Genomic DNA, 24390 nt, shown 5'->3' with positions numbered 1-24390 from the left:
GACACGCCTGATGAGCGAGCTTTTTTACAACGCTGTGCCGAATGCGACCCGCGTCGCCCCGCCACTGCCCGAGCCTCGGCAATACCCCAGCGAGAAACCGTCAAGGGTCTACCTGTTCGGAACCTGCGTGGTGGATTTGTTCTACCCCGAAGCCGGGATGGACGCTATTCACTTGCTGGAACGCGAAGGCATTCGTGTCGAGTATCCGCAGGGGCAAAGCTGCTGCGGGCAACCGGCCTACACCTCGGGTTACACCGAGCAGGCAAGGACCGTGGCACGCTCGCAACTGGCGCTGTTCGCCGGGGATTACCCGGTGGTGGTGCCGTCGGGATCGTGTGCCGGCATGTTGCGCGAACATTACGCCGACTTGTTCAAGGACGAGCCGGAAACCTTGAAACAGGTTCAGGCACTGGCGGCCCGGACTTATGAACTGGCCGAGTTTCTGTTGTTTGTCTGCAAGGTGCAGCTCAAGGACAGTGGCGAGCCAGTCAAAGTAGCATTGCACACGTCGTGCTCGGCACGCCGTGAGATGAACACCCACTTGCATGGCCGCGAGTTGTTGGCGCAGCTCCGTAACGTGGAGCGAGTCGACCACAGCCATGAAAGTGAATGCTGTGGCTTCGGTGGGACTTTCAGCGTCCGTATGCCAGATATTTCCGGCGCGATGGTGGCTGACAAGACAAGGTCGTTGAAGGAATCCGGCGCACACAAGGTACTCAGTGCCGATTGCGGTTGCCTGATGAACATCAACGGCTCGCTGGAGAAACAGAAGGAAGCGTTGCGCGGCCAACACCTGGCCAGTTTCCTTTGGCAGCGAACCGGAGGTGTTCTATGAACGCTTCCGCGATTATTCCTACGGTTACCGTGGAAGAAGATTTTCGCACCCGGGCTCACAAAGCATTGGGTGACAAGCAGCTGCGAAACAACTTTCGCACTGCGATGGATTCTCTGATGACAAAACGGGCAGCGTCCTTCAGCGATGCCCATGAAAGAGAACATTTGCGAGCGCTGGGCAATGCTGTCCGCGCCCGTGCGTTATCCAAGTTGCCCGACCTGCTCGAGCAGCTTGAACAGAACCTGACCCGCAACGGTGTGACAGTGCACTGGGCGGAAACGGTGGACGAAGCCAATGGCATCGTCCTCTCGATCATCCGCGCTCACGAGGGGCGGCAAGTGATCAAGGGCAAATCGATGGTCAGCGAAGAGATGGAGATGAACCATGTCCTCGGAGCTCAAGGCATTGAATGCCTGGAGTCGGACATGGGGGAGTACATCGTCCAGCTCGATCACGAGAAGCCTTCACACATTATTATGCCGGCGATCCACAAGAATGCCGGTCAGGTCGCGTCCTTGTTCCACGACAAACTTGGCGTGGAGTACACCAAGGACGTTGACCAACTCATTCAGATCGGTCGCAAAGTCTTGCGACAGAAATTCTTCGAAGCGGACATCGGCGTCTCCGGCGTCAACTTCGCCGTGGCCGAAACCGGCACCTTGCTGCTGGTGGAGAACGAAGGCAACGGCCGCATGACCACCACGGTGCCGCCCGTGCACATCGCCGTCACCGGCATCGAAAAAGTCGTGGAAAACCTGCGCGACGTGGTGCCGCTGTTGTCGCTGCTGACGCGCTCGGCCCTCGGCCAGCCGATCACCACTTACGTCAACATGATCTCCGGCCCACGCAAGGCGCATGAACTCGACGGCCCACAAGAAGTGCATCTGGTCCTGCTCGACAACGGCCGCAGCCAGGCCTTCGCCGACAGCGAATTGCGCCAGACCCTGAACTGCATCCGCTGCGGCGCCTGTATGAATCATTGCCCGGTCTACACCCGAATCGGCGGCCACGCCTATGGGGAGGTTTACCCTGGGCCTATCGGAAAAATCATCACCCCGCACATGGTCGGCCTGGCGAACGTCCCGGACCACCCGAGCGCGTCGTCGTTGTGTGGTGCTTGCGGGGAAGTCTGCCCGGTAAAAATTCCGATCCCGGCACTGCTGCGCCGCCTGCGGGAAGAGAATGTCAAAGCCCCGGACAGCCCGCATCAAGTCATGCGCGGCCAGGGCAGCAAATATTCGCGCAAGGAACGTTTTATCTGGAACGCTTGGGCCAGACTCAACAGTTCGCCGACGCTGTATCGTCTGTTTGGCTTTTTCGCCACACGGCTGCGTGCCCTGGTACCAAATAATGTTGGTCCGTGGACGCAAAACCACAGCGCACCGAAACCCGCTGCCCGCTCACTGCATGACATGGCCCGCGAGCATCTGGCCAAACAGGGAGATCGTTGATGAGCGCCAAGCAAAACATCCTCGCCAAGCTACGGAAAAGTCTGACAGGCACAACGCCGGTGCCGGACGCGTTCGACGTCGAGCTGGTGACAGCGCCTTATACCTACACCGCCGAACAACGTATCCCGCAACTGCGCAAACTGATGGAAGCGGTGCACACCGAAATCCACCTGACGTCCGGCGAAGGTTGGCCGGCGCTGCTCGCACAGTTGCTGCGAGACCGTCAGTTGCCGAGCTTGTTGATCGCGCCGACTACGCCTCACGGTCAACGCGTCACTCAACACTGGGCGAACAATCCAGGTCTGCCGACTCTCAAGTCCTACGACCGCCCGATGGAAGAGTGGAAAGCCGAGCTGTTCAACGATACCCCGGCCAGCCTGACCACCACCCTTGGTGCAATCGCCGCCACCGGCAGTCTGATTCTCTGGCCAACGCGGGAAGAACCGCGCCTGATGAGCCTGGTGCCGCCGGTGCATTTTGCCCTGCTGAAGGCCAGTGAAATCCGCGACAACTTCTATCAGGTCCAGCAGGAACTCAACTGGGCGCAAGGCATGCCGACCAACGCCCTGCTGGTGTCCGGCCCGTCGAAAACCGCTGATATCGAGCAAGTCCTGGCCTACGGCGCGCACGGTCCGAAAGACCTGGTGGTTTTGATTCTGGAGGACCAATGACTCTACCGGCGGCTTTCCTGCGAGATGCGCAGCAACTGATCCCCCAAGAGCGGCGCTTCGACGACCCGTTGTCGACATTGGCCTTCGGCACCGATGCCAGTTTTTATCGGCTGATTCCGAAACTGGTGATCCGCGTCGAGTCCGAAGAGGAAGTGGTCGCGCTGCTCAAACTGGCGCAACGTGATCAGGTCCCGGTGACCTTCCGCGCGGCCGGCACCAGCCTGTCCGGCCAGGCCATCAGCGATTCGGTGCTGATCGTGCTTGGGGATAACTGGAACGGGCGCGAGATCCGCGGCCAAGGCACGCAGATCCGTCTGCAACCGGGTGTGATCGGCGCGCAGGCCAACGCGTGGCTGGCGCCGTTCGGGCGCAAGATAGGCCCGGACCCAGCCTCGATCAACGCCTGCAAAATTGGCGGCATCGTCGCCAACAACGCCAGCGGCATGTGCTGCGGCACGGCGCAGAACACCTATCACACGCTGGCCGGTATTCGTCTGGTGCTGGCCGACGGCAGCCGTCTTGATACCGAAGATGCGGCGAGCGTTGCGGCGTTTCGCCAGAGCCACGCCGCGCTGCTTGAACGTCTGGCAACATTGGGCCGCGAGACCCGCGCCAATGCCGAACTGGCTGCGAGAATCCGCCACAAATACCGTCTGAAAAACACCACCGGCCTGTCACTCAATGCGCTAGTGGATTTCGATGAGCCTGTGGATATCTTGAGCCACTTGCTGGTGGGCTCCGAAGGCACGCTCGGCTTCATCAGCGCGGTGACCTACGACACGGTCATCGATCACCCGAACAAGGCCTCGGCACTGATCGTGTTCCCGGATGTGGAGACCTGCTGCAACGCCGTCACCGTGTTGAAAAGCCAACCGGTGTCGGCCGTGGAACTGCTGGACCGTCGCAGTCTGCGTTCGGTGCAGAACAAACCCGGCATGCCGGCTTTCGTACAACAGCTGTCGAACAATGCCTGTGCCTTGCTGATCGAATCCCGCGCTGCCTCGTCCACTTTGCTACAGGAACAACTGGCGCAGATCATGGCGTCGCTGACCTCTTTCCCTGTGGAAAAACAAGTCGATTTCACCGAAGACCCAGTGGAAAACGCCCGACTCTGGGCGATCCGCAAAGACACCTTCCCTGCCGTCGGCGCCGTGCGCAAAACCGGCACCACGGTGATCATCGAAGACGTGACCTTCCCGGTTGAACAACTGGCCATCGGCGTAAACCGCTTGATCGAACTGTTCGACAAACATCACTACGACGAAGCGATCCTCTTCGGCCATGCCCTGGAAGGCAATCTGCACTTCGTCTTCACCCAAGGCTTCAACAACCCGGAAGAAGTCGCACGCTATCAGGCGTTCATGGACGACGTGGCGCAATTGGTGGCGGTGGAATTCGGCGGTTCGCTGAAAGCCGAACACGGCACCGGCCGCAACATGGCGCCCTTTGTCGAGCTGGAATGGGGCAGCGATGCCTATCAACTGATGTGGCAACTCAAACGACTGCTCGATCCCAACGGCATCCTCAACCCGGACGTGGTGCTCAGCGAAGATCCGCAGATCCATCTCAAGCACCTGAAACCGCTGCCGGCCGCCGACGAGATTGTGGATAAGTGCATCGAGTGCGGTTTCTGCGAACCGGTCTGCCCGTCGAAAGGCCTGACCCTGAGCCCGCGCCAGCGCATCGTGATCTGGCGGGACATTCAGGCGAAAAAGCGCGCAGGCGTCGACACCTCCGAACTTGAAGCCGCCTACGAATACCAAGGCATCGACACCTGCGCCGCCACCGGCTTGTGCGCGCAACGTTGCCCTGTAGGCATCAACACCGGTGAGCTGGTGAAAAAGCTTCGCAGCCGCAAGGCGACGCATACGAAAACCGCCAACTGGCTTGAAGGAAATTTCGCCACCGCGCTGCAAGGCGCGCGCTTCACCCTGCATGTCGCCAACGGCGCGCGGATGCTGCTGGGCGCACCGCGTTTGGCGAAGCTGTCGGCGACGTTGACCAAGTTGTCCAAAGGTCAGGTCCCGCAATGGACCAACGCCATGCCGCAGCCGGAAAAAGCCATTCGCTTCAGCCCGGTCGTATCGGACGAGCGCCCTCGCGTGGTGTATCTGGCGGCGTGTGTCTCGCGGGTCATGGGCCCGGCGGCGGGTGATAAAGAGCAGATGTCGCTGTACGACAAAACCCGTGGGCTGCTGGAAAAAGCCGGTTACCAGGTTGTCTTTCCGGACAACCTGGACAGCCTCTGCTGCGGTCAGCCGTTTGCTTCCAAAGGTTACGCCGAACAAGCCGAGCACAAACGCCAGGAACTGATCGGCGCGTTGCTGCACGCCAGTCGCGGCGGGCTCGATCCGATCTATTGCGACACCAGCCCGTGCACGTTGCGGCTGGTTCAGGATTTGGGCGAAGTTCGACTCGACCTGTACGACCCGGTGCGATTCATCCGCACCCACTTGATGGATCGCCTGGATTTTACACCGCAGGAAGCGCCGATCGCGGTGCATGTCACCTGCAGCACCCAGCACCTTGGCGAGAGCCAGGCGCTGATCGATCTGGCGCGCAAATGCAGCAAAACCGTGGTCATTCCCGAGGGCATTCATTGCTGTGGTTTTGCCGGGGACAAGGGTTTCACTACGCCGGAGTTGAATGCTCATTCGCTGCGCACGCTCAAGGATGCGGTGCAGCAGTGCAGCGAGGGGATTTCCACCAGTCGCACTTGTGAGATCGGACTGACGCAATACGGCGGAATCGATTATCACGGACTAGTCTATTTGGTGGACCGGGTAACGCAGGCAAGGGTTACGCAAGAAAAATAGAACCCTGACGCGCTGCCACAGTCCACTCAATAAGCCCGGACATTGCCGGGCTTTACCAAAACTCGGCAGCCCGTCCTGACGGCCAGCGATGCCTGGACCCTCAGTTCAAGGAGATACACATGAAACGTTCTGTACTGTTAGGTCTGTTCGTTACTGCCTCGCTGATGGCGTCCACCTCGTTTGCCGCTGAAAAAGACCTCTGTGCGGTCAACCTGCAAACCATCGAAAATGCCAAGGCACAGATTCCACCGGATATGACTGATCAGGTCATGGAAAGCGTCAAGAAAGCCCAAGCCGATCAGGCAAAAGGCACCAAGGCAGGGACTGACGATTGCATCGCCGAGACCAACCAAACCATTCAGGATCTCAAGAACGCGAGCAAGGGCGGGAAATAACTCCGCTCGGGGCCAACCTTCGAGGTTGGCCTTTTGCGCCTGCGACGGCACCCAATATGTAGCAACTCAAAACCCGCCAATTGCGGGTTTTGTTGTATCTGGGGTTTGGTAACCCTCTTTATTGCCATTACACCTATCGAACATTTTTTTCATAGCCTTTTATGCAACAACCGAATTCTTGCGCATTGCCGCAGTCTTTTAAGTAGGCCCCATCAATCGTGGCTTATGTTGCGACCTCGGCGGAGCCGCCCGCTCATACGGCAGCACCGAGACCATCAGTTCAAGGAGATATCCATGAAACGTACCGCACTCGCTGGTCTGTTCATTTCTGCTGCAATGCTGGCCTCTCCCGTATTTGCTGCGGACAACGACCTTTGTACGAGCAAACTGCAGGAGCTCGAAGCCAAAGTGAATACGCTACCAGCGACCTCCACCAACGCACCGGAGATCAAAAGACTGCTGGCCAGCGCCAAAACTTCAAAAGCCGCCGGGGACGACAAAAAATGCGCCACCGAGGCCATCCAGGCATTGGCGCTGACAAACTGAGCAACGAACCCACCCCATAATCACTCGCGGCCAACCTTCGGGTTGGCCTTCTCACGCGTTTGGCGTACACTGCGCAGGCTTGTTGCTCACCATGATTCACAGAGCAACAGGCTCGGGGCCGTTTAGGATTCGACGCCGGTTGCGAAACTTTAGGTGCATGCCGAGTTGGTAACAGAACTCGTAAATCCACTGTTGCAACTACTTATAGTTGCCAATGACGAAACCTACGGCCAGGAATTCTCTCTCGCTGCGTAAGCAGCTTTAGATCCTGAGCTTCTGGTACCTTCGGGTCCAGCAATCACCAGGGGATGTCTGTAAACCCAAAGTGATTGTCATATAGAACAGAATCGCCGTGCAGTACGTTGTGGACGAAGCGGCTAAAACTTACACAACTCGCCCAAAGCACCCTGCCCTTCGGGTCGCTGAGGGTTAACTTAATAGAAACGGCTACGCATGTAGTACCGACAGCGGAGTACTGGCGGACGGGGGTTCAAATCCCCCCGGCTCCACCAAATACGAAGCAAAACAAAACCCGCCAAGTGCGGGTTTTGTTGCATCTGGGGGTTGGTGATTAGTAGCGCACCCGTGCCCCTGCGAAACTCTCAACGCCGGGCACAACCTCATGGACAGCGCAAATCCTGTGGGAGCTTGCCCGCGGAGTGGCTGACTACTACCGTAAATCCGTTGGATCTGTAAGCAGCGCTACGAATGGCGGTTCCTTTTGCTCACGTCCCATTTTATCCACCAGAAAAACCATCACACACACCAAGAGACAAAGGGCTATTGGCGTAAATAATGGATAGCGATATGGTACCCCGTTCCTATAGTTACGCCGTTTTAGGTAGTGCACGACCAGTGGTCATGTGCCCGGCAACGTGAACTCCAAAATTGACTTACTGGGAGAGCAGGGATTTGCTACAGAACCAAGCCATAGACGTTGCGGCATGGCCGGCTGATGATAAATATGGGGGGGCCTATCCAGAGGGAGCCAGACCCAAAAGAACTGTCTTTACCCCTATTGATGCCCCTACAGAAATACTCAAACCTGACTGGCGATACCTCTTCAAGCAGTCAGCCACGCCTTATCCAGAGCAGTTTTGGGTAGAGGTGGTGGCATATCAAGTAGGCCTTCAGCTAGGTATTCCAGTACCTCCGGCATTCGCAGCCTTTGACTCGACTACTGGACAATGTGGGGCTCTCATTGAGTGGTTCTACCAAGAAAACAGGCAGACGTTCATCCCCGCTGGTGACATTTTTCAGAAGGTCAATCCAGATTTTGATCGTAGGCTCGGGACACAGCACAACCTAATGGAAGCAAGGCAGTTCTGTGATGAGCTCATAGGCAAATCTTCATTCGTACCACTCGCCTTGATGCTTATGTTCGACTCCCTGATCGGCAACTCTGATAGACATCAAGATAACTGGGGCTACCTCGTAACCGTCGAAAAAGACGAAGAAGGAGCACCGAAAACCGACATTTCATTCGCTCCGTGGTTCGACAACGGTACTAGCATGGGCCATGAGCGCTTTGTTCAGAAAGTGCAGGGGTGGGACGACGCCCGGTTTCGAAGCTATATCGAACGAGGGTGTCATCATTTTCGAGAAAGTCGAACTGATACACATCGGATTACCCACCTAGAGTCGATGAGGATGATAGCCAGACATGCTCCAGGCATTAGCGCTATGCTCAGGGCCAAGCTGGAACGATTTGATCTGGATGGGTTGTACGAAAAAATGCTGAGCCTTACTCAGCTGGACCTCCCCCACGAAAGCAGGCTAACGGTGGGGCGCGTTGAGTTCATGACGAAACTCATAGGTCACAGAAAAGCTTTACTTCAGGAAATTCTTCAATGAATACAATTAATCATGTGTTTGAACCTCGTAGGCTTCTGCTCACCTGGCTCCAACCTATCTCCGAGGGCGTCGTTCGCAATCGTCGCGTAGTGGCAGAATTGACCCGTGAAGAGGGCACAGTGGCTTTTCGCTATTTGAAAAACACTCCCGACTTTAACAAAGCCCTCAATGAGGGCTTTACAGGATTCCCTGCGTTCGATATCGATCAGGAAGAGCACCTTAACGGTGTAGAAGACGCCTTCATGCGCCGTCTTCCACCAAAAAAACGCGAAGACTATGTCGTGTTTTTGGCTCAGCATCACCTGCCAAGCGACTTTGCTGGTTCAAATTTCGCTCTTCTAGGATTGACCGGTGCACGCCTGCCTAGCGACAGCTTTGAACTCTGTCCTGATCTACAAAGCGCAGAGACTCCGATTGACGTCTTAATTGAAGTTGCCGGATTTCGCCACCATGGGCTCATGGCAGACATTCAGCCGCGAGTCGGCGACCTGGTAACGTTCGTGCCTGACGCAGGCAACCTGCACGATACTGAGGCCGTGGGTATTTTCTTGAGAGGCCAGAAGATTGGCTACGTCAATAGGGCCCTATGCTGCGGAATGAAACGGTTAATGGCTACTGGCTCAGTGAGCGGCAGTGTGATTAGAGTGAATGGAAAACCTGATCGACCGCTAATTCATATCTTGGCCAGCTTCAGCTAATCAAAACCCGCCAAGTGCGGGTTTTGTTGCATCTGGGGGTTGGTGATTTGTGGTTCTAAACAACCAGTCTTATGCTGGCGTCCTACCCGCAATGATGCCGCCATGAAATTCAAAATACTGATTGCTGCGCTAACCCTCTCCCTGACGTCCGGTTGTGCGCACTACAACGACCGTACCACCGACACCAACAACAACGGGCGGATTGCCTGTGATGCCGAACCCAAGAATCAGGCTGGATGCTATACGAAGCAGTCGAAGGGCTGGCATTGGGGTGGGTTGAAGTTTGGGGTTGGGCCTTCGAGCTAGGTGCTGGTCTTGTAGGAAACCGCCGGTATTGAAGGCGTTTTTTTAAACATTGAATCTCGACCTGATCCTACAGACGCTGTGATTTTCGGGGAGCTTTCCGACAGGTCGCGGCGGTTGTCGGGTAGGAAGCGGAGTGGATAGGCTTTGTCGGTCGCTGCGCATCAGCGATCGGGTGTGGAAACCCGAAGATAAACAAACATGCCCCCATGGCATACTGTGGCGCTTTTTTTCGGCCGCAGGTTCAAGTTATGGCGGCTGTGCGTGGGAGACCTTCGGGTCTGCCGGGTTTTGTCCGTTTATCTCGGTTTTTCCACCCCGCGCACAGTTGCCACCTATTCGAGTGGAATCGGAAGAGTGGCAGCTCCAATGACTTAAAAGGACGATTGCCATGATCAAAGAAACCCCAAACCCGCCCGCCCCGGACGACGTTTCCCCCTACGAATCCCTCGATTCAAAAAAACTCCACGAAGCCGCCGACCGCGCGCTCGATCACTACCTCAACCCCTCCGCCCTGAAATCCCCCGCGGCCCGCAAGCCGAGCACGATGTTTCTCGTTGCCCCGGATATCAAGGACGAAGACCTGCTCGCCCATACCTGTGAGTCGTTGGCCCAGGCCAGTGTGATGGCGGGTGATTTTGCGGGGTATCTGGAAGGTCCGCATCGACACACCGCGATGGCGATTCAGCAGATTGTGATGTTGGCGGAGCTGGCGGTGAATCGGATGCTGGACAACGTTGTCGTGCCGAAATCTGCGCCACGCAGTTGATTCATTGTGGGAGTGGGCTTGCCCGCGATGGCGGTGCGTCATTCGACATATTTATCGGCTGATCTACAGCTATCGCGGGCAAGCCCGCTCCCACAGTGGATTTTTGTCTTACTCAGATTTTGAGTTCGCTGGAGATCACCTGTAGGAGTGAGCCTGCTCGCGATGGCGGCGGATCAGTCGACATCCATGTTGAATGAACAATCGCTATCGCGAGCAAGCTCACTCCCACAAAAGCAGCCCAATAGGTGGCGGGGATTCAAAGCACTTTCAAATCCACCGACACATGCCCCCGCGTCATCCGCGAATACGGGCAGAGCTGATGCGCCGCGTCAGCCAGTTCCCGTTTCACGCCCTCCTCCAACCCGGGGAAATTGACGTTCAACCTGACCGCCAATTGAAAGTCCCCGCTGGCGGTTTTACCCAGATCCACCTCGGCATCCACCGACGTGTCTTCTGGCAATTTGATTTTCATCTTGCCCGCCGCCACCTGTATCGCGCCGATGAAACACGCGGAATACCCCAGCGCAAACAGTTGCTCCGGATTGGTGCCCGGTTTTCCCGAGCCGGGTGAGCTGAATTTGACGTCCAGCTCGCCGTCGCTGGACTTGCCGGTGCCGGTGCGGCCGCCGACGGTGTGGGTTTTTGCGGTGTAGAGAACGGTTTCCAGTGCTGCACTCATGACAGTGACTCCTGATCAGGATTGAACGACGGCGGGCTCATTTCGAGGCCTCGCCCAGGGTGCCGGTGTAGTGCGCCAGGCGTTTTTCGACGTCGGCTTTTTTCTGCAGGCCAAGCTCCATCAGTTGGGTGATGCGTTGCTGCGCCGCCGGGCGTTTGACCGAGCCGATGAAACCGTCCCATTCGGCGGCGATGGCTTCGTTGGGTGGCAGGCTCGCGGCGTCGACCAGGCGTTTGATGTCGGTGATCGACTGTTTGTCGAACCGGGCGATGCGCCGGGCCATGGTGTCGACGAATGTATCGAGTTCGGCATCGGGCAGCGCCCGATTGACGTAGCCGTAGCGTTCGGCCAGTTCGCCATTGATGTCGTTGCCGGTGAGCAGCACTTCCAGCGCGCGCCCACGCCCCATCAGCCGTGGCAGGCGTGCCATCGGGCCGCCGCCGGGCACCAGCGCGGCGCCGATTTCCCATTGCGAGAGGATGGCTTTTTCGCGGCTGGCAAAGCGCATGTCGCTGGCCAGGGCCAGTTCGCTGCCGACGCCGGTGGCGCGACCGCGAATCGACACAATCGAGACCACTGGCGCCTTGCTTAGCCGAACCAGCATATCGGGCAGCGGCGGCAGGCCGGTGGGGCCGTTGGGCAGGCTGGTGGTGTCGGTCAGCGGCGGGACGAAGTCGTAGTGCGTGAGGAAGAAGTCCGGGACGTCACTGTCAAAAACAACGACCACCACTTTCGGATCGGTTTCTATGGCCGTGACAACCTCGTTCAGCTGCGGCATGGTCTCGGGGCCGTAGATGTTGTAAGGCGGATTGTGAAACGTGACACGCCAATACTCGGGGGTGATGCGGGTGAGCTTGATCTCCTGTTTTACCGCAGTGGTGGAGGGGGTCTTGTCGGTTTGTGAAGTCGATGCTGCCGATGCTTCACCGGCGAGAGACGAGCCGGTGGCCGCCATGCTGGCGACGATGATCGCAGCATTTAATAGCTGCAGTCTCATGGGAAAACCTCCAGTTGAAAAACATGTGGTTCCCGCGAACAACGTTCTACAGTTTGAAACAGATTATGGGCATGCCGGACAGGTCCGGCTGAACAAGCCTAGCAGCGCAACCTCGGCTGACAAGTGACGTCAGTCGGACAAAAAAAAGGCACTGGCGATGATCGCCAGTGCCTTTTTTGCCTGAACCGTAACGTCAGCGAGACAACATAAACGTGTCGTACTCCAGATCTTCCAGCGCCGTTGAAAGCCTGTGTAAACCCAGCAATACACAGATCAGCAACGACAGCGTAAACCCGTACCCGAAGAAGCTTGGCCCCAGGTACATGCTGAACAGCGTCAGCATGGCGTTCAACACCGCAAACAACACGCACAGTTCCAGCACCACGGTGCGTTTGTCGAGGTAGAAGAACACGTTGAGCAACGCCATGAACACCACTTGAATGCTCACGCCGATCAGGTCGATGTAGAACAGCGGCAGGTAATAACTGGAGATGCCCAACCAGTCCAGCAGGCGCGGCGCGAACAGGAACAACAGCACCGCCGTCAGCCCCTGGACCTTGCAGATTTCCAGCAGACCCTGGCGGATCGACAAAGTCATTTCGGTTTTCAGTTGACCGATGTGCTGCAGGGTTTCGCCTTCGCGGATCGCCCGGAACAAGCGGTCGTACCACTCGGCAAAGTCGGTCTCGATGCGCACCAGAAACACCGCCATGCCGGGGATGATCGCCAGGTACGCGAGGAAGATCGGCAAGTCGTAAAGGATCGAGGCGCGCAGCGGTCCGACGATTTCATTGGAGGTGCCGGGGTTGAACCAGAACAGGAACTTATCAATCCAGATCCCCAGGTTGTAGAAGAAACCGGTGGCCAGCAGGCTGAGGAAAACGTTGCGGCGTTCGAGGAAATCGAAGGCGATCAGTTTCTCGGCGCGGTACTCGCGCAGGATGTCGTAGAGGAACAGAAACAGCAGCGTGCTGTGCCCGATCAACAGCGCCAGCAGCAGGCCCGGCATCTGCAAAAAGCTCAGCACGTAGGCACTCGCGACCATCAGCGTGTAACCCACCAGCATCACCAGCAGAATGCGGTTATAGGCCTTCATCCCCGAGAGGAAGATGATCACCAGCCACAAGTTGCACAGCACCACGAAGTTCGCCAATACCAGCACGCGGTATATCAGCGGCTCGTTGAACAACAAGCCGAGCACCACAATGCCCAACAACCCGGCGCCGAGGGTCACCAGCAACAACACGCCCAACAGGTTGGGCAGGATCTGATCGTACTTGTGCTCGAACAAACGGTCGGAGACGAAGCGCGTGAAGAACAGCTGCAAGCCGCCCGTCAGGATCAACGAGGTGGCCATCAGGTACGTCACCGTCACCAGGAACTGCCCGACCAGCATGTTCGGCAGCAATAGGCCGATGCTGATGATGCCCACCAGCATGACGCTGATGATCGACAACACCCACGGCCCGGAACTGATCAGCCCGGCGTAGACGTAGGCGTGCAAGGTCGCCGTGTAGGAATCGCGGGACAGGATTTTTCGCAGTTCAAAGCCAATACCGGCCATTTAGCTGTTCTCCATGGCGGCTTGATACAGGTCGCGGTAACGCTGCAGCATCAAGGCTTCGGTGTAATAACGATTGACCCGCAACAAGCCGCTGGCCTGGGCGGCCTGCCAGCGTCGCGGACTGCGCAACAATTCAAGGATCGCGGCGCACGTGGCTTGTGGGTCGGCAATCGCCACCACTTTGCCGGCGTGGCCGAGGTCGCGGTCTTCGGCGCTGCCGCCTTCGATCAACTCGCGGCACGAACCCACGTCGCTGCTGACCACCGGCGTACCGGCGGCCCAGGCTTCGAGGATCACCAGCGGCTGCGCTTCACTGATAGAGGTCAGCACCATCAGGCCGAGTTTCGGCAGGATGTCCTGAATGCGCTGGAAGCCGAGGAAATGCACCTTGCCCTCCAGGCCCAGACTGGCCATCAGGCTGCGGCATTCGCTGACGTATTCCGGGTCTTCCTCTTCCGGGCCGACGATCCAGCCCTCGGCTTGCGGCATGGCGCTGATCACGCCGCGCATCGCCCGCAGAAAGGTTTTCACGTCTTTGATCGGCACTACACGGCCGATCAAACCGACCACCGGCGCGATGCCGTGGGCACGGGATTCCAGCGCTGCGGTCCATACCGGCAGGTCGATGCCGTTCGGAATGACCTGGGTGCGGGCCGCCAGGGCGCCGTCTTTGATCTGGCGCTGACGGTTGCCGTCGTAGAGCGCGATGATGTTGTCGGCGCTGTTGTACGTCAGCTGGCCGATGCGCTCGAAGAAACGCACCCATAACGTGCGGATGTAACCCGAGCCGGCATCGAGGCTGCGGTTCAGCGCCTGGCCGGAACTCTCGGCGATCCAGCTGGCCTGGGCCAGGTCGATCTTGCGTTCCTTGGTGTAGATCCCGTGCTCGCTGAGCAAGTAGGTGCAGTTCCAGCGCTGCTTGAGTATGCAGCCCAGAAAGCCCGCGTACCCGGTGGAAATCGAATGCAGCACTCGCGCCTTCGGCATCCGTTGCGCGGCTTCGGCGAGCATCAGCAACGGCGACTGCATTGCGCGCAGGGTCCAGAAATAATTGACGAAGGAAGGGTCGGCGCAATGCTGACGATAACCTTCGCTCAACGACTCCCAACTGGCGCGGCTGCGCAGCACGTCGTCGAGGGTCATGCGGCTCTGGGCGATGCAGTCGAGCAAGCGTTCGCCCAGGGCCGGGTCTGGCGCATCCGGGTGATGCAGGAAGCGATACAAATCCTGTAATTGCTGTTCGTCGGCCTCACGAGGCACCACCAGCCTGTCGGTCGGATGGGTCGCATCTTCGAGGAATACTTCTTCGATGTGCAGCACGTTGGCCGGTACGTCGTAGCGCCGGGTCGGATAGGCCTGACGCTGGCCGCCGATGAACATCACCGAAAAGGTCAGTTCCGGCAGGCCGAGGATCATCTGGTGTATCCAGCTGGAAACGCCGCCACGCACGTAAGGCCAGGTGCCTTCGAGCAGCAGACAGATGTCGGCAACCGGTGCCTGTTCCTTGTGACTCATGTCCAGCTCCTGACCAATGCGGCGAACGGCGGCCGCTGACGGGTTTCCTCGGGAAGGCGTGCGAGCAAACCGGGAATTTCGTGGTAACGACCGGCCTCGAACGCCAGCTCGGCGCGAAACGGCAGCACCTGCGCGGCGCCCATGCCGTTCTCTTGAGCCTGACTCAGCAGCACTTCGGCACGCTCAACGTCACCTCGCTCCAGCGCAATGCGCCCGGCCAGCAGAAACAGCTCACCGCCCTCGCCCGCTTTCAAGCCTTGCTCGGCATGTTCGCTGGCCTGGGTCAGCACGTGGTCGAGCACACTGCCTTGGGCCAGGCCCAGGTAGGCCAGCTCCCAATACCAGCGCGCCAGCCTGCCGTGCAGCGCACCCGCCGCTTTGGCATTGGCGCCGGCCAGTTCGCCGAGCGCATTCTGGATGTGCAGGTTGATGTCGCTTTCCTGCTTGTCGAGCATCGAATACGCCAACAGCCGCACATCGTCACTCGGGTCACCGAGCGCCAGTTTGAGGATCGGCACCGCTTCTTTGCCGGGCATGCGCCGCGTGGCCAACAGGGCGGCCAGACGCTGATCCGGATCCGGCGCATGACGCAACACGTCCTGCAAACCACCATCGGCAAAGATCGGCGAGTGCAGTTGCAACTGCGCCCGGAATGGCAGTTTCGGGATGCCCACCGCTTGCCACGCTTGCTTGTCGCGTTTGCGCGGCAGGTACAGCGCCGGGAAGATCGCCGCCACCACGCCGACCGCGCCAAGCACCGGCACGAAGAACGCCAGGCTGAAGATAAACAGCGGGCTCCACGGCAGCGGCGAACGGTAGCGCGCCGGCAGCAACAGCCACACCGCCGCGCACAACATCACGCACGCCAGGCCGTGGCTGAGGGTGAACACCAGCAATTGTTGTAACTCGGGCGCCGCGAGCCACAAACTGGCCCAACTGCCTGCCTCTAACAACAAGGCTCCGCTAAACAGCCACTTGCTGATCATTCAGGCCACACTCGTTGAACAGGAAATTACGCAGCCCGTTGCGTTCACAGCCAGGCTCCAGGTTGAACGGCAACACGCGCACGCCGAGGCTGTCGAGGCTGCTTTCAATGCCAAAGTGTTCGTGCAACATCAGGTTCATCCGCGCCAGGTAGCCTTCGGTGCCTTGCGGACTGGTCAACGGCAACAGCACCAGCAACAGCTGATGATCGCGGTTGTTACGCAGCGGCAATTGCAGATCGAGGCCACGCTGGCTGCGTTCGAACAGACGCGACAGCTCATCGTTGGGACGGGTCATTTCGAAGGCAAAAAGACCGGCCGCCAGTTTGTGCTGCTCGACATCCACCAGCGAACGCTTGAGTTGCAGCGTGAACTGCTGCGCATCGGCGTCGGCCAGTTGCAGCACTTGCGGGTCGCGGCGCAGCAGGTCGGCGATGTGCCCGGCGAGCAACGCCAACAGGCTTAGGGTGCGATCCTGGAACGCGAAGAACGGCATCTGCCGCACCGCCAGAATGGCCAGCAAACGACCTTCGGCATCGATCAACGGAATACACGCCTGCAACGACGAGAACTGCGCCGAGCTGCCTGCATCGATCAGTTCCTGACGCACGCTGACCAGTTCACCACGTTCCAGGCACAGCTTGACCAGTCCGTCTTCGGTGCCCAAAGGCCCCATGACGCCAATCGTCGCCAACGCTTCGGGCAACACGTTCTCTTCGCGCTCATCGACGCGATACAGCCCGGCCACGCGCAGCGCACCGTACTGACCGAGCATGGCCACGATCGGGTCGGCCAACGCGGCCAATGCATCGCCTTCGTCCGGCATCACCCGCAATTTGTCGCGCAAGCCCAGCAAGGAGCTGCGCAAACTTTGATCGCTGCCCGCCACGCGCTGCTCCAGCAGGTCGTGGGAGACCCGCAGAATCTGGTGCGCGCGGGTGAATTCGTCGAGTCGATACTGGCGGTAATCGTTGGCCATCTGCAGACGCTGCAAGCGCCGTTCCCACAGATCGCGAACCTCACCCACCAGCATGCCGCTGACCAGCACGCCGACAATGAATGACGGATCAAGCTGCGCGTAGGCTTCATGCCCGATATAACGAAGCGCAAACAGTGCCGCCACCAACAGGCTGGCGCTGAGCAAGCCGCGCACGAAACCGTAGCGCACGCCCAACAGCAGTGGCGCCAGCACCGGCCAGGGAAAACCGGCGTGCATTTGCAACGGGTCTTGCGGGGTCAGCCACAAGCCCAGGCCAATCGCCGCACCGGTGACCAACAGCGTTTCCAGCCAAGACACCGGGCCGCTGGCACGCGGCGCGAGGGTGTAATCCATGTGAGGAGAATTCATTGCATTCACTCGAACCGAAGGGCGCCAACAAGTGTGTCGAGCACCGTTTGCGCGGTGCCGGCGAGGCTTTCACGGGACCAGCCCGCACGCGCGCCGCTCTTGCTCCAGAGCACACGACCGCTGCTGGCTTCGAGCACGCGCAGGCTGATGCCTACCGCCGGCTCGCCGTCCAGACCGTTCTTGTACTGCCACTCTTCGACGCTGCCGGCGACCACGTAATCGAGCTTCTGATCCCGCGCCCAATCGAGGGCGCCGGCCAGGCGTTCGTTGTCGTCCATCAGCGCTTGTTCGCCCTGAGTACTGACCGGGTAAACCCGTGGTTGCAGACCGTGGCTGCTGAGCACGCTGAGCAGGATCTGCTCGGCGCGTTCGCCGGCTTGCGGGGTTTGCGAGTAGTTGATCATCGGCACGGTGCCCCACTTCGCAGTACGCGAAAAATTAGGGCTGGTATCGCCGGTGAAGCTGGCGCAACCGGCGACGAACAGGACTGCCAGAGCCAGGCTCAGATTACGAATTGCTTGCATCAGTTTTTCTCCCGTAAACATTTCATGATCAGCGTCCGAATCGCACGCCGTAGCTCACACCCAGTGTTCCGCCCGCCTGACCGTCCCCGCCTTGTGGCGCGGATTGGTAGCCGACGGTGAGGGCCAATTCGTCACCGCCCAGCACTTCGACGCCGATCCCGGTGTTGATGCCGTAGTTGAAGGTTTGATCCAGCCATTGCCAGCCCGCCGTCACGTCCACCAGCCAGGTGTATTGCGGGCGAGTGCGCACCAGGGCGCCCGGCACACCGCGACGCCATGAGCTGCCGACATACAGTTGGCCGTAACGGCTTTGCAGCAGATCGTTGGCCGTCACGACCGCAGGGTCGTCCGAGTCATCAACGCGTTTCACCGGACCGTCGTCGGCGCTGGAAAGGTAATCTAGCGTGCGGTCCTTGACGTTGTTGTGCTGATAATCGACACCGCTGCGCACGGTCCAGTTAGGTCCGGCGAATTCCAGCGTGTGGTTGTATTCCATCTTCAGCGCCTGGCCGTTGCCCAGGGAATCGCCCGCACGCGTCGAGAACGATTTCTGCGCCACTTCCCAGCTGATCTGATCCCGCGCCGAGAGCCCGTGACGACCGCCGGCCCACACACTGTCGTGCTGGCCGAAAGCGCGCATCAGGCCGCTGTCTTCGCTTTTGCGATGCCAGTCCAGACCGGTCTCGATCTGGTCACTGGCGCTCAACTGCCAAGTCCGGGACAGGCCCAGGCCATTTCGGTCGTCGTCCTTGCGCTGGCTGGTGTCGGCGAACAGTTTGTAGCCGCCGTCCTCTACCGAACGTTGCAGGGTCAGTGCGGCGTTACGCTCATCGCCCATGCGCGATTCGATCAGTTGATTGCTGTTGTAAGTGCCGTTCTCCAGCTCAAGATTGGCGTACCACTGAGCGCCAAGGTTGTGCGCGATTTGCAGGCGCGGAGCGTTGAATTCCAGGCCACCGAAATCCTGTTGATGCCAGGAGAGCTGCGCGCCCTGCGGCGTCAATTCCTGCAACTCGACAGCCTGACGGCGCAACTGCTCGCGCACGGCGGCCGGTTGATCGTCACCCAGTGCGGACTGGCTGAGATCGAGGGCTTCGTCGAAGCGGCCGAGACGACCCAAGGCCTGGGCGCGTTGCGCCGGGTTGAGGTCGCTACTGGCCAACAGCGTTTCGACTTGCGCCTTGTTACGGCTGCGCAAGGCTTGCTGAATTTCTTCGTAACGCTGGACCTTCAAACCCTGGCTGCGCGCCCAATCAAGCCACTGGTCTTTCTGCGATTCCTGATTCGTCGCGTCGAGACGCGCCAGCAACCGCTCGAACCACAATTGCAGCATCGCCGGCGAGCCGTCTTTCCACTTCGCCACTTCCTGCTGTGCCCTGGCCGGCGAATAACTGCTGGCCATCAAACGCAACCAGATCGCGTAACGCTGAGACGACGGCTGAATGTTTTCGCCTTCGGGACTGCGCAGCAGCTTCAGGCGCAACCGTTGGGCCGCGTCCTGATAACCGGCGCTTTCGAGGGCATCGGCGTAGGCTGCGCGCACCAGCCAATCCTGCGGACTGGTCTTCAGGTACATCCGATACCAGGCCAATGCTTCGGCATCACGCCCGAGCATTTGGCTGGCACTGGCGAACGGCAGCCAGAGGATTCGGTCCTGACGCGCCTGGGGTTTCCATTCGGTCAGCAAGGGCTTGAGCGCGGCGGTGTTGCCTTGATCGACGTACAGCCACATCAGGCGCTCGCGGAACAGGTTGTCGTCCGGGAAACGCGACAGGCCCAACAGGTACAAACGCTGCGCCTCGTCGATATTGCCCTGCTGCACCGCCAAGGCACCGCGAATCGCCAGCACTTGTGCTTGCTCATTGGCGTCCGGGTATTGCTCGGCGTCTTTGAGCAGCGCGACCACTTGCGGCCAGTCCTGCAATTCCTGGGCTTGCTGCAACGATTCAACCAGACGCTGCGGATCCCGGGTGCGCTTCCAGCTGCCGATCATCATGGTCAGGGCGCGCTTCGGATCGCTGGTGCGGTACATCGTGATCAGCTGACTCTCGTCACCGCTGTTGAGCGAACCCTTGAGCGCGAGGAGTCGTTCCAGGGAAACCTGCAACTCGTCGTCGAGTTCCAGATCCCAAGCCAGTGCCGCGCGCAAGCGCCAGTACCCCGCATCGGTGATCTTGCGGTTATCAACCTGCAATACGTCCCACGCCGCCTGATTATCAAACAGCTTCAGGTCGGTGTTAGCCCAGTCGATGCGCTCGGTCGTGGTCAGCGCAAAGCGTTTCGAGTAACGCTGGTAGATCTCGGTTTTCTGCGCAAATTGACCGGTGTTTTCGAGGTTTTGCACCAGGCGCGTCCAGGCCAGGCGATGTGCCGGATACTTGCGCAAGTAGGCGTGCAACCAGGCTTCGGCCTGGGTCGGAGTGCCGCGTGATTCGTGAGCGTAGATCAACGCATCGAGTTCAACGTCGGTCAGCGCACGCTGTTCCATGATCTCGGCGAGCAAGGGAATCGCATGGTCAAAGTCGTACTGCTGGCTCGCCAGACGCCAGGCGTGTTCACGGGTTTGCGGGTCTTCGCGCAGTTTCAGCAGGCGAATCCAGTAGCCCAGGGCGGCCTGACTGTCGCCACGCCATTCGCCCAGATGCCCCATTTGTTCGAGCAACGCCAAGTCATCCGGGTGCTCAGCTACAAGCTGCTCGCCACTGTCCCACGCACCGGCCAGGTCACCGAGGGCCAGACGCATACTGAATTCCTTGCGCAGGATTTGTGGGTTATCCGGCTGCAACACGCGCCACTGATCCAGAAAACGCTGGGCCAGATCAAAGCGCTTGCTGCCAACGGCAACGTCAACGCCCTGCTCCAGCCACGCCGAATCGGTTTGCGGATCCTTGAGCAAATCCAGTTCATCGGCCAGTACGCGCGCAGCCTGTTCACCGCGACCGGCGGCCAACAGACTGTTGAACGCCAGTTGCGCGTATTCGCGACGCTCGGACGCTTGTTGGCTGTCTTGTTTGAGCAGCAGATAAATGTCGGCGGCGCGGCCAGGTTGCTCGCCGGCCAGGTACCACTGCGCGGCGGACTTGAGCGAAGCGATGCGCTGTGCCGGGTCGCGATCGGCGATTTCTTCGTAGACGCTGGCAGCAAACGCCGGCGCCTGTAGCGTCAGCGCCAGCTTGGCCAGATTGTGCAATTGCGGCAGCGGCAACAAGCGGTGGTCGAAGCTTTGCAGGCGTTCGATCAAGGCTTTCTGCGCGATCGGATCATCGGCTTTCGCCGCCTCCAATGCGTCGAGTTCCAGCCGGTAATAGGCCTGCAACTCGACGACCGGTTTCGGCCAGTTCTCAAGATGCTGACGCGCCTTCGGGTAGTCGCCGAGACGAATCAACAGATCGACCAGTTGCAAGCGCAGGTGATCGTCATCCGGGTGCGCGGCCAGCAGCAATTCGGCGTAATTGGCCGAGACCGCATCCGGCTCACGGCCGTCCGGCTGGAACACTTCTTCGCGCTGGAACGTCAGCCACAACAGGCCGCCCACGGCCACCGCCACCACCGCCAATGCCCAGGGATTGAGCAGGCGGCTGCTTTTAGTTGCCGAGGAGTTAGATGCAGTAGAGTTGACCATGACTCACCTGCTTCATTGGTAATTGAAAAGTCCACAGGCCGGCGGATGCCTTGCCTGCAAAAGTTTGCCCATCCACTTCCACCCGACAACTGCTCGCCGAGCGCACGGAGAAGCTCAGGTCGACCTGCCCGGCAAACGAAAAGCTCACGTGCTTTTCATCCACATATTTCCAGCCCAGCAACGGCAGGTTGGCCTCCTCCAGCGCCGGCCGCTCATCCCGGTCGGGACGCAACACCAGCAACGCCTGGTCGCTGCTCAGCGCCACATACCGGCCTTGCGGCAAGTCGCGAACGCCGGCAACGCCTTGCGAGCGCAGCAGATCCGGCCAGCCCATTTGCGGGTCGAGTCGAAGGGTGCGCAACGCGTCCATGCCGCGAACCTGCCAGTCGCCCTCGGCGGTGCGCGCCAGGCTGGCCTGATACAAACCGTGCACACGATCGAGGTAGTCGCTCATCCACAGCGACATCGGCTGCTGGTCCTTCATGTAGCCGTAGATCTCGTTCATCGCCTTGATCGAGGCCTGCTTGGTGCTCGAATAGAAGTGGTAATACAGGTGCAGACCGCGCAAACGCCGTGGGCTGTCGGTGAGTTCGAAGGTGTCGATCACGTCGCGGAAGCCGTAATACGGCCCCTTCCACAGGTTGGTGTAGAGGTTCTCGTTGATGATCGGCGCGTAGTACTGCAAGCCGCCTTCGGTGGGGCGCAGTAATGGATTGAGGCCGGTCAGCGACGGATTGGCCTTGGTCAGCATGGTCTCGGCGCCGTTGACGTTTTTCAGACCCGCGTCGTAGGCCAGCTTCAGGGTCTCTGCCGAGGGCAAGGCATCGCCTGGCCAGAAGATCAGCTTCACCGGTTTTTCCGGGGTGGTGAGCTGCTGGTTGATGTAATCGCGCGAGCCAAAAATCTCGCGACGGAAATCTATTTTGTCGTAGCCCGGGATGGCCATTTTCAAGCCGTATTCCGGGTTGAAATTCTCACGTTTCTGCGCCAGTTCCGGCTGCATGAAAAACGGATGGCTGAAGGTATGGGTGGCGACTTCGACTTTCGGGTTGGCAAACAACTCACGGGCAATGGGCTCCAGTTCGCGAGCCAGGAACGGGAACATGCCGCGCGGTGAAATCTCGCCTTCGACAATCGACACCGAGGTCAGGAACGGGTTGGGCCGAATGAAATCGTCGAGCACCTGCTTGCCGGCATACGGCGTGCCGCGCACTTCGGCGCGCGACGGGAAACCATCGCCGTCGATGTGCACGGTGGCGATGCGACGGCCGTTTTCGGTGGTGGTGTCGGGGCGTGGCTGAACTGGCAGGCGCAAACTGGCCTGGAGGAAAGCGAACGGATCGAGAATCCAGCGGCTGCGCTCGTTGTTCGTTTCGAGAATGTAGGGCGCAAGGGCGACGCCGCCCCACTCGGCCGTCGCCACCGGAGCGAATGTCTGGCCGTCGGCAGCGGTCAGCAGTAACGCGGCTTTCGGGCCTTTGGGCAGCAGGGAGATCGCGGTCAGGTCACGGGATCGGGGCTGCACCGGGGCTTCGAATGCGCCGATCAGCGCCTTATCCTGATAAGTAATGCTCAACGCTTGAGTACCGATCGGCGCCGAGCGGTTCAGGCCCAGGCGCTTGAGCAGCAGCGGGTCTTGAATCGGCAGGCCGGAAAAGAACACCACCGGGACTTGTTCATCCAGACGTTTGCCGATCCAGCTATTGAAGGCCGGGGCGTCCTGCGGCGGACCGCTGGTCATCCAGGTAACGATCCCGGCGTACAAACCGCTGAAACGGTGCTCCGGCAGAGAACCGTCGACCGGCAGATAATCCACCCTGTAACCGAGGTATTCGAGCAAACCGCCGAGCAAGGTGTGCCCGGCGTTGCGCACCAGATCGCCTTCGCGCGGGTCGTAAAGCAGCGCGATTCGGCGCGGCTGGATTTCGATGCTGCTGATGCCCATCGAATCCAGCTCAGGCGTGCCGATGTAGGGAATGAAGCCCTCTTCGCGCAGACGCTTGGCCAGTTTGCGCGCTTCATCGCGGCGTTCCGGCGGCAGATAGTCAATCGCTACCAGCGGGATACCTTTGGCGCGCAACGGCTGGATCTGGGTTTCCAGCCACTCGCGGTCGGCTTCCGGTACCGGGCGATAACGCTTGGCGGAAGCGTCCCAACCGGCGTGAATCGATTCGATCGCCACCGCGGCGGCCACGCCATCGAGGTCGGGCAACACTTCGAAGCCACGGTTGAAAAACAGCTTCAGGTTCGGCTGACGTTGATGCAATTCCCGCAGGAAACCGGCGAGGGCCAGACGCTGTTTTTCTCGTGCCGACTCCGGCAGCAACTGGAAGCTATCGAGGGTATCGAGGAACAACCCGGCGTAGCCTTCGGCCTGCAATGCCTTGGCTCGGCCGAACAAATGTTCACGCCAGGCGGGCGCCGCGAGATCCATGACCTGGCTGTCCCAAGCGCCATTACGCACCGGGCTTACCGCCCCGGTGAGGGAGGCTTTGTCGAGCTCCGCCTTGCCGCCATTGAACTCGCCCACCGACAGGTAGGCGAACGGCTGGCTGCCCAATTTGCGTAGGGTTTTGACGTCGCCTGCGGTCATATGCCCTGGCTCGACCACCGACCAGTCGAACTGAGCCAACTCGGAAATGGGCGGTTGATCGGCATACCAGAAAACCACGCTGGCGGGTTGCGGTAATGCTGCGGCCTGGACGGTGGGCCCGCTCACGAACAACGCTAAAGCGGCGAGCAGCCGATTAGCGGCCGCGCGGACACGCGTCCTGCGAAAAACGATTTCCATAACTCACTCTTGAATGGACTGAACCGATA

General features: G+C 59.5%; 19 protein-coding genes and 1 other RNA gene. 11 read left to right on the top strand and 9 right to left on the bottom strand.

The genetic code is table 11. The features are described 5' to 3' along the window. Positions 1-10 precede the first annotated feature (10 nt). The 11 genes from ACA075_RS03785 to ACA075_RS03735 all read left to right on the top strand — a co-directional run bounded on the left by ACA075_RS03785 (position 11) and on the right by ACA075_RS03735 (position 10338). Positions 11-835 carry a (Fe-S)-binding protein gene (locus tag ACA075_RS03785; RefSeq protein WP_461996930.1) on the top strand — a complete coding sequence of 275 codons (825 nt, stop codon included), beginning with the start codon at positions 11-13 and terminating at the stop codon, positions 833-835. Continuing rightward, positions 832-2286, top strand: coding sequence for a LutB/LldF family L-lactate oxidation iron-sulfur protein (locus ACA075_RS03780; protein WP_497297354.1), 1455 nt, complete (start codon positions 832-834; stop codon positions 2284-2286). Before ACA075_RS03785 ends, ACA075_RS03780 begins: the two co-directional genes overlap by 4 nt. Continuing rightward, complete coding sequence (locus tag ACA075_RS03775) at positions 2286-2957, top strand: LutC/YkgG family protein (RefSeq protein WP_497297353.1); 672 nt, start codon at positions 2286-2288, stop codon at positions 2955-2957. The genes ACA075_RS03780 and ACA075_RS03775 overlap by 1 nt, the downstream gene beginning before the upstream one ends. Further along, on the top strand, positions 2954-5773 hold the full coding sequence (locus tag ACA075_RS03770; RefSeq protein ID WP_497297352.1) for an FAD-binding and (Fe-S)-binding domain-containing protein: 2820 nt from the start codon (positions 2954-2956) through the stop codon (positions 5771-5773). Before ACA075_RS03775 ends, ACA075_RS03770 begins: the two co-directional genes overlap by 4 nt. 119 nt (positions 5774-5892) lie before the next feature. Next, the gene (locus ACA075_RS03765; protein ID WP_497297351.1) at positions 5893-6168 is read left to right on the top strand and encodes a PA2433 domain-containing protein; all 276 of its coding nucleotides are present in this window, start codon (positions 5893-5895) and stop codon (positions 6166-6168) included. A 294-nt stretch (positions 6169-6462) separates the two neighbouring features. Then, entirely contained in the window at positions 6463-6714 is a 252-nt protein-coding gene (locus ACA075_RS03760) for a PA2433 domain-containing protein (RefSeq protein ID WP_094469201.1), read from the top strand. A gap of 114 nt (positions 6715-6828) precedes the next feature. Then, positions 6829-7226, top strand: a transfer-messenger RNA (tmRNA) gene (gene ssrA / locus ACA075_RS03755). A 376-nt stretch (positions 7227-7602) separates the two neighbouring features. Then, complete coding sequence (locus tag ACA075_RS03750; protein WP_497297349.1) at positions 7603-8568, top strand: HipA domain-containing protein; 966 nt, start codon at positions 7603-7605, stop codon at positions 8566-8568. Then, a complete protein-coding gene (locus ACA075_RS03745) occupies positions 8565-9266 on the top strand; it encodes an HIRAN domain-containing protein (protein WP_497297348.1) in 702 nt (233 codons plus the stop codon). Before ACA075_RS03750 ends, ACA075_RS03745 begins: the two co-directional genes overlap by 4 nt. Positions 9267-9368: 102 nt before the next feature. Beyond that, positions 9369-9572, top strand: coding sequence for a hypothetical protein (locus ACA075_RS03740; RefSeq protein ID WP_497297347.1), 204 nt, complete (start codon positions 9369-9371; stop codon positions 9570-9572). 388 nt (positions 9573-9960) lie between these two features. Continuing rightward, positions 9961-10338, top strand: coding sequence for a DUF6124 family protein (locus ACA075_RS03735; RefSeq protein WP_497297346.1), 378 nt, complete (start codon positions 9961-9963; stop codon positions 10336-10338). A 256-nt stretch (positions 10339-10594) separates the two neighbouring features. Here the strand turns inward: ACA075_RS03735 and ACA075_RS03730 are convergent, their stop codons facing one another. The 9 genes from ACA075_RS03730 to ACA075_RS03690 all read right to left on the bottom strand — a co-directional run bounded on the left by ACA075_RS03730 (position 10595) and on the right by ACA075_RS03690 (position 24361). Then, positions 10595-11017 carry an organic hydroperoxide resistance protein gene (locus ACA075_RS03730; RefSeq protein WP_094469208.1) on the bottom strand — a complete coding sequence of 141 codons (423 nt, stop codon included), beginning with the start codon at positions 11015-11017 and terminating at the stop codon, positions 10595-10597. 37 nt (positions 11018-11054) lie between these two features. Continuing rightward, positions 11055-12014: an enoyl-CoA hydratase/isomerase family protein gene (locus tag ACA075_RS03725; RefSeq protein WP_497297345.1), complete on the bottom strand. Its 960-nt coding sequence runs from the start codon at positions 12012-12014 to the stop codon at positions 11055-11057. A 193-nt stretch (positions 12015-12207) separates the two neighbouring features. Then, positions 12208-13578 (bottom strand): exopolysaccharide Pel transporter PelG, encoded by a 1371-nt coding sequence (gene pelG / locus ACA075_RS03720; RefSeq protein ID WP_497297344.1) that lies wholly within the window; start codon positions 13576-13578, stop codon positions 12208-12210. Then, on the bottom strand, positions 13579-15093 hold the full coding sequence (gene pelF, locus ACA075_RS03715) for a GT4 family glycosyltransferase PelF (RefSeq protein WP_497297343.1): 1515 nt from the start codon (positions 15091-15093) through the stop codon (positions 13579-13581). It lies immediately after the preceding gene. Next, positions 15090-16079, bottom strand: a complete 990-nt coding sequence (locus ACA075_RS03710) for a HEAT repeat domain-containing protein (RefSeq protein ID WP_497297342.1) — start codon at positions 16077-16079, stop codon at positions 15090-15092. The genes pelF and ACA075_RS03710 overlap by 4 nt, the downstream gene beginning before the upstream one ends. Beyond that, the gene (locus ACA075_RS03705; RefSeq protein ID WP_094469212.1) at positions 16057-17424 is read right to left on the bottom strand and encodes a PelD GGDEF domain-containing protein; all 1368 of its coding nucleotides are present in this window, start codon (positions 17422-17424) and stop codon (positions 16057-16059) included. The genes ACA075_RS03710 and ACA075_RS03705 overlap by 23 nt, the downstream gene beginning before the upstream one ends. 5 nt (positions 17425-17429) lie before the next feature. After that, a complete protein-coding gene (locus ACA075_RS03700) occupies positions 17430-17948 on the bottom strand; it encodes a penicillin-binding protein activator LpoB (protein ID WP_094469213.1) in 519 nt (172 codons plus the stop codon). A 28-nt stretch (positions 17949-17976) separates the two neighbouring features. Then, positions 17977-21570 carry a tetratricopeptide repeat protein gene (locus ACA075_RS03695; RefSeq protein WP_497297341.1) on the bottom strand — a complete coding sequence of 1198 codons (3594 nt, stop codon included), beginning with the start codon at positions 21568-21570 and terminating at the stop codon, positions 17977-17979. Continuing rightward, positions 21548-24361 (bottom strand): bifunctional glycoside hydrolase/polysaccharide deacetylase family protein, encoded by a 2814-nt coding sequence (locus ACA075_RS03690; protein ID WP_497297340.1) that lies wholly within the window; start codon positions 24359-24361, stop codon positions 21548-21550. The genes ACA075_RS03695 and ACA075_RS03690 overlap by 23 nt, the downstream gene beginning before the upstream one ends. Positions 24362-24390 lie beyond the last annotated feature (29 nt).

Source organism: Pseudomonas sp. LBUM1663 (assembly GCF_059695905.1).
Note: the sequence above shows the minus strand (reverse complement) of the source record. Positions and strands in the feature narration are given on the sequence as shown.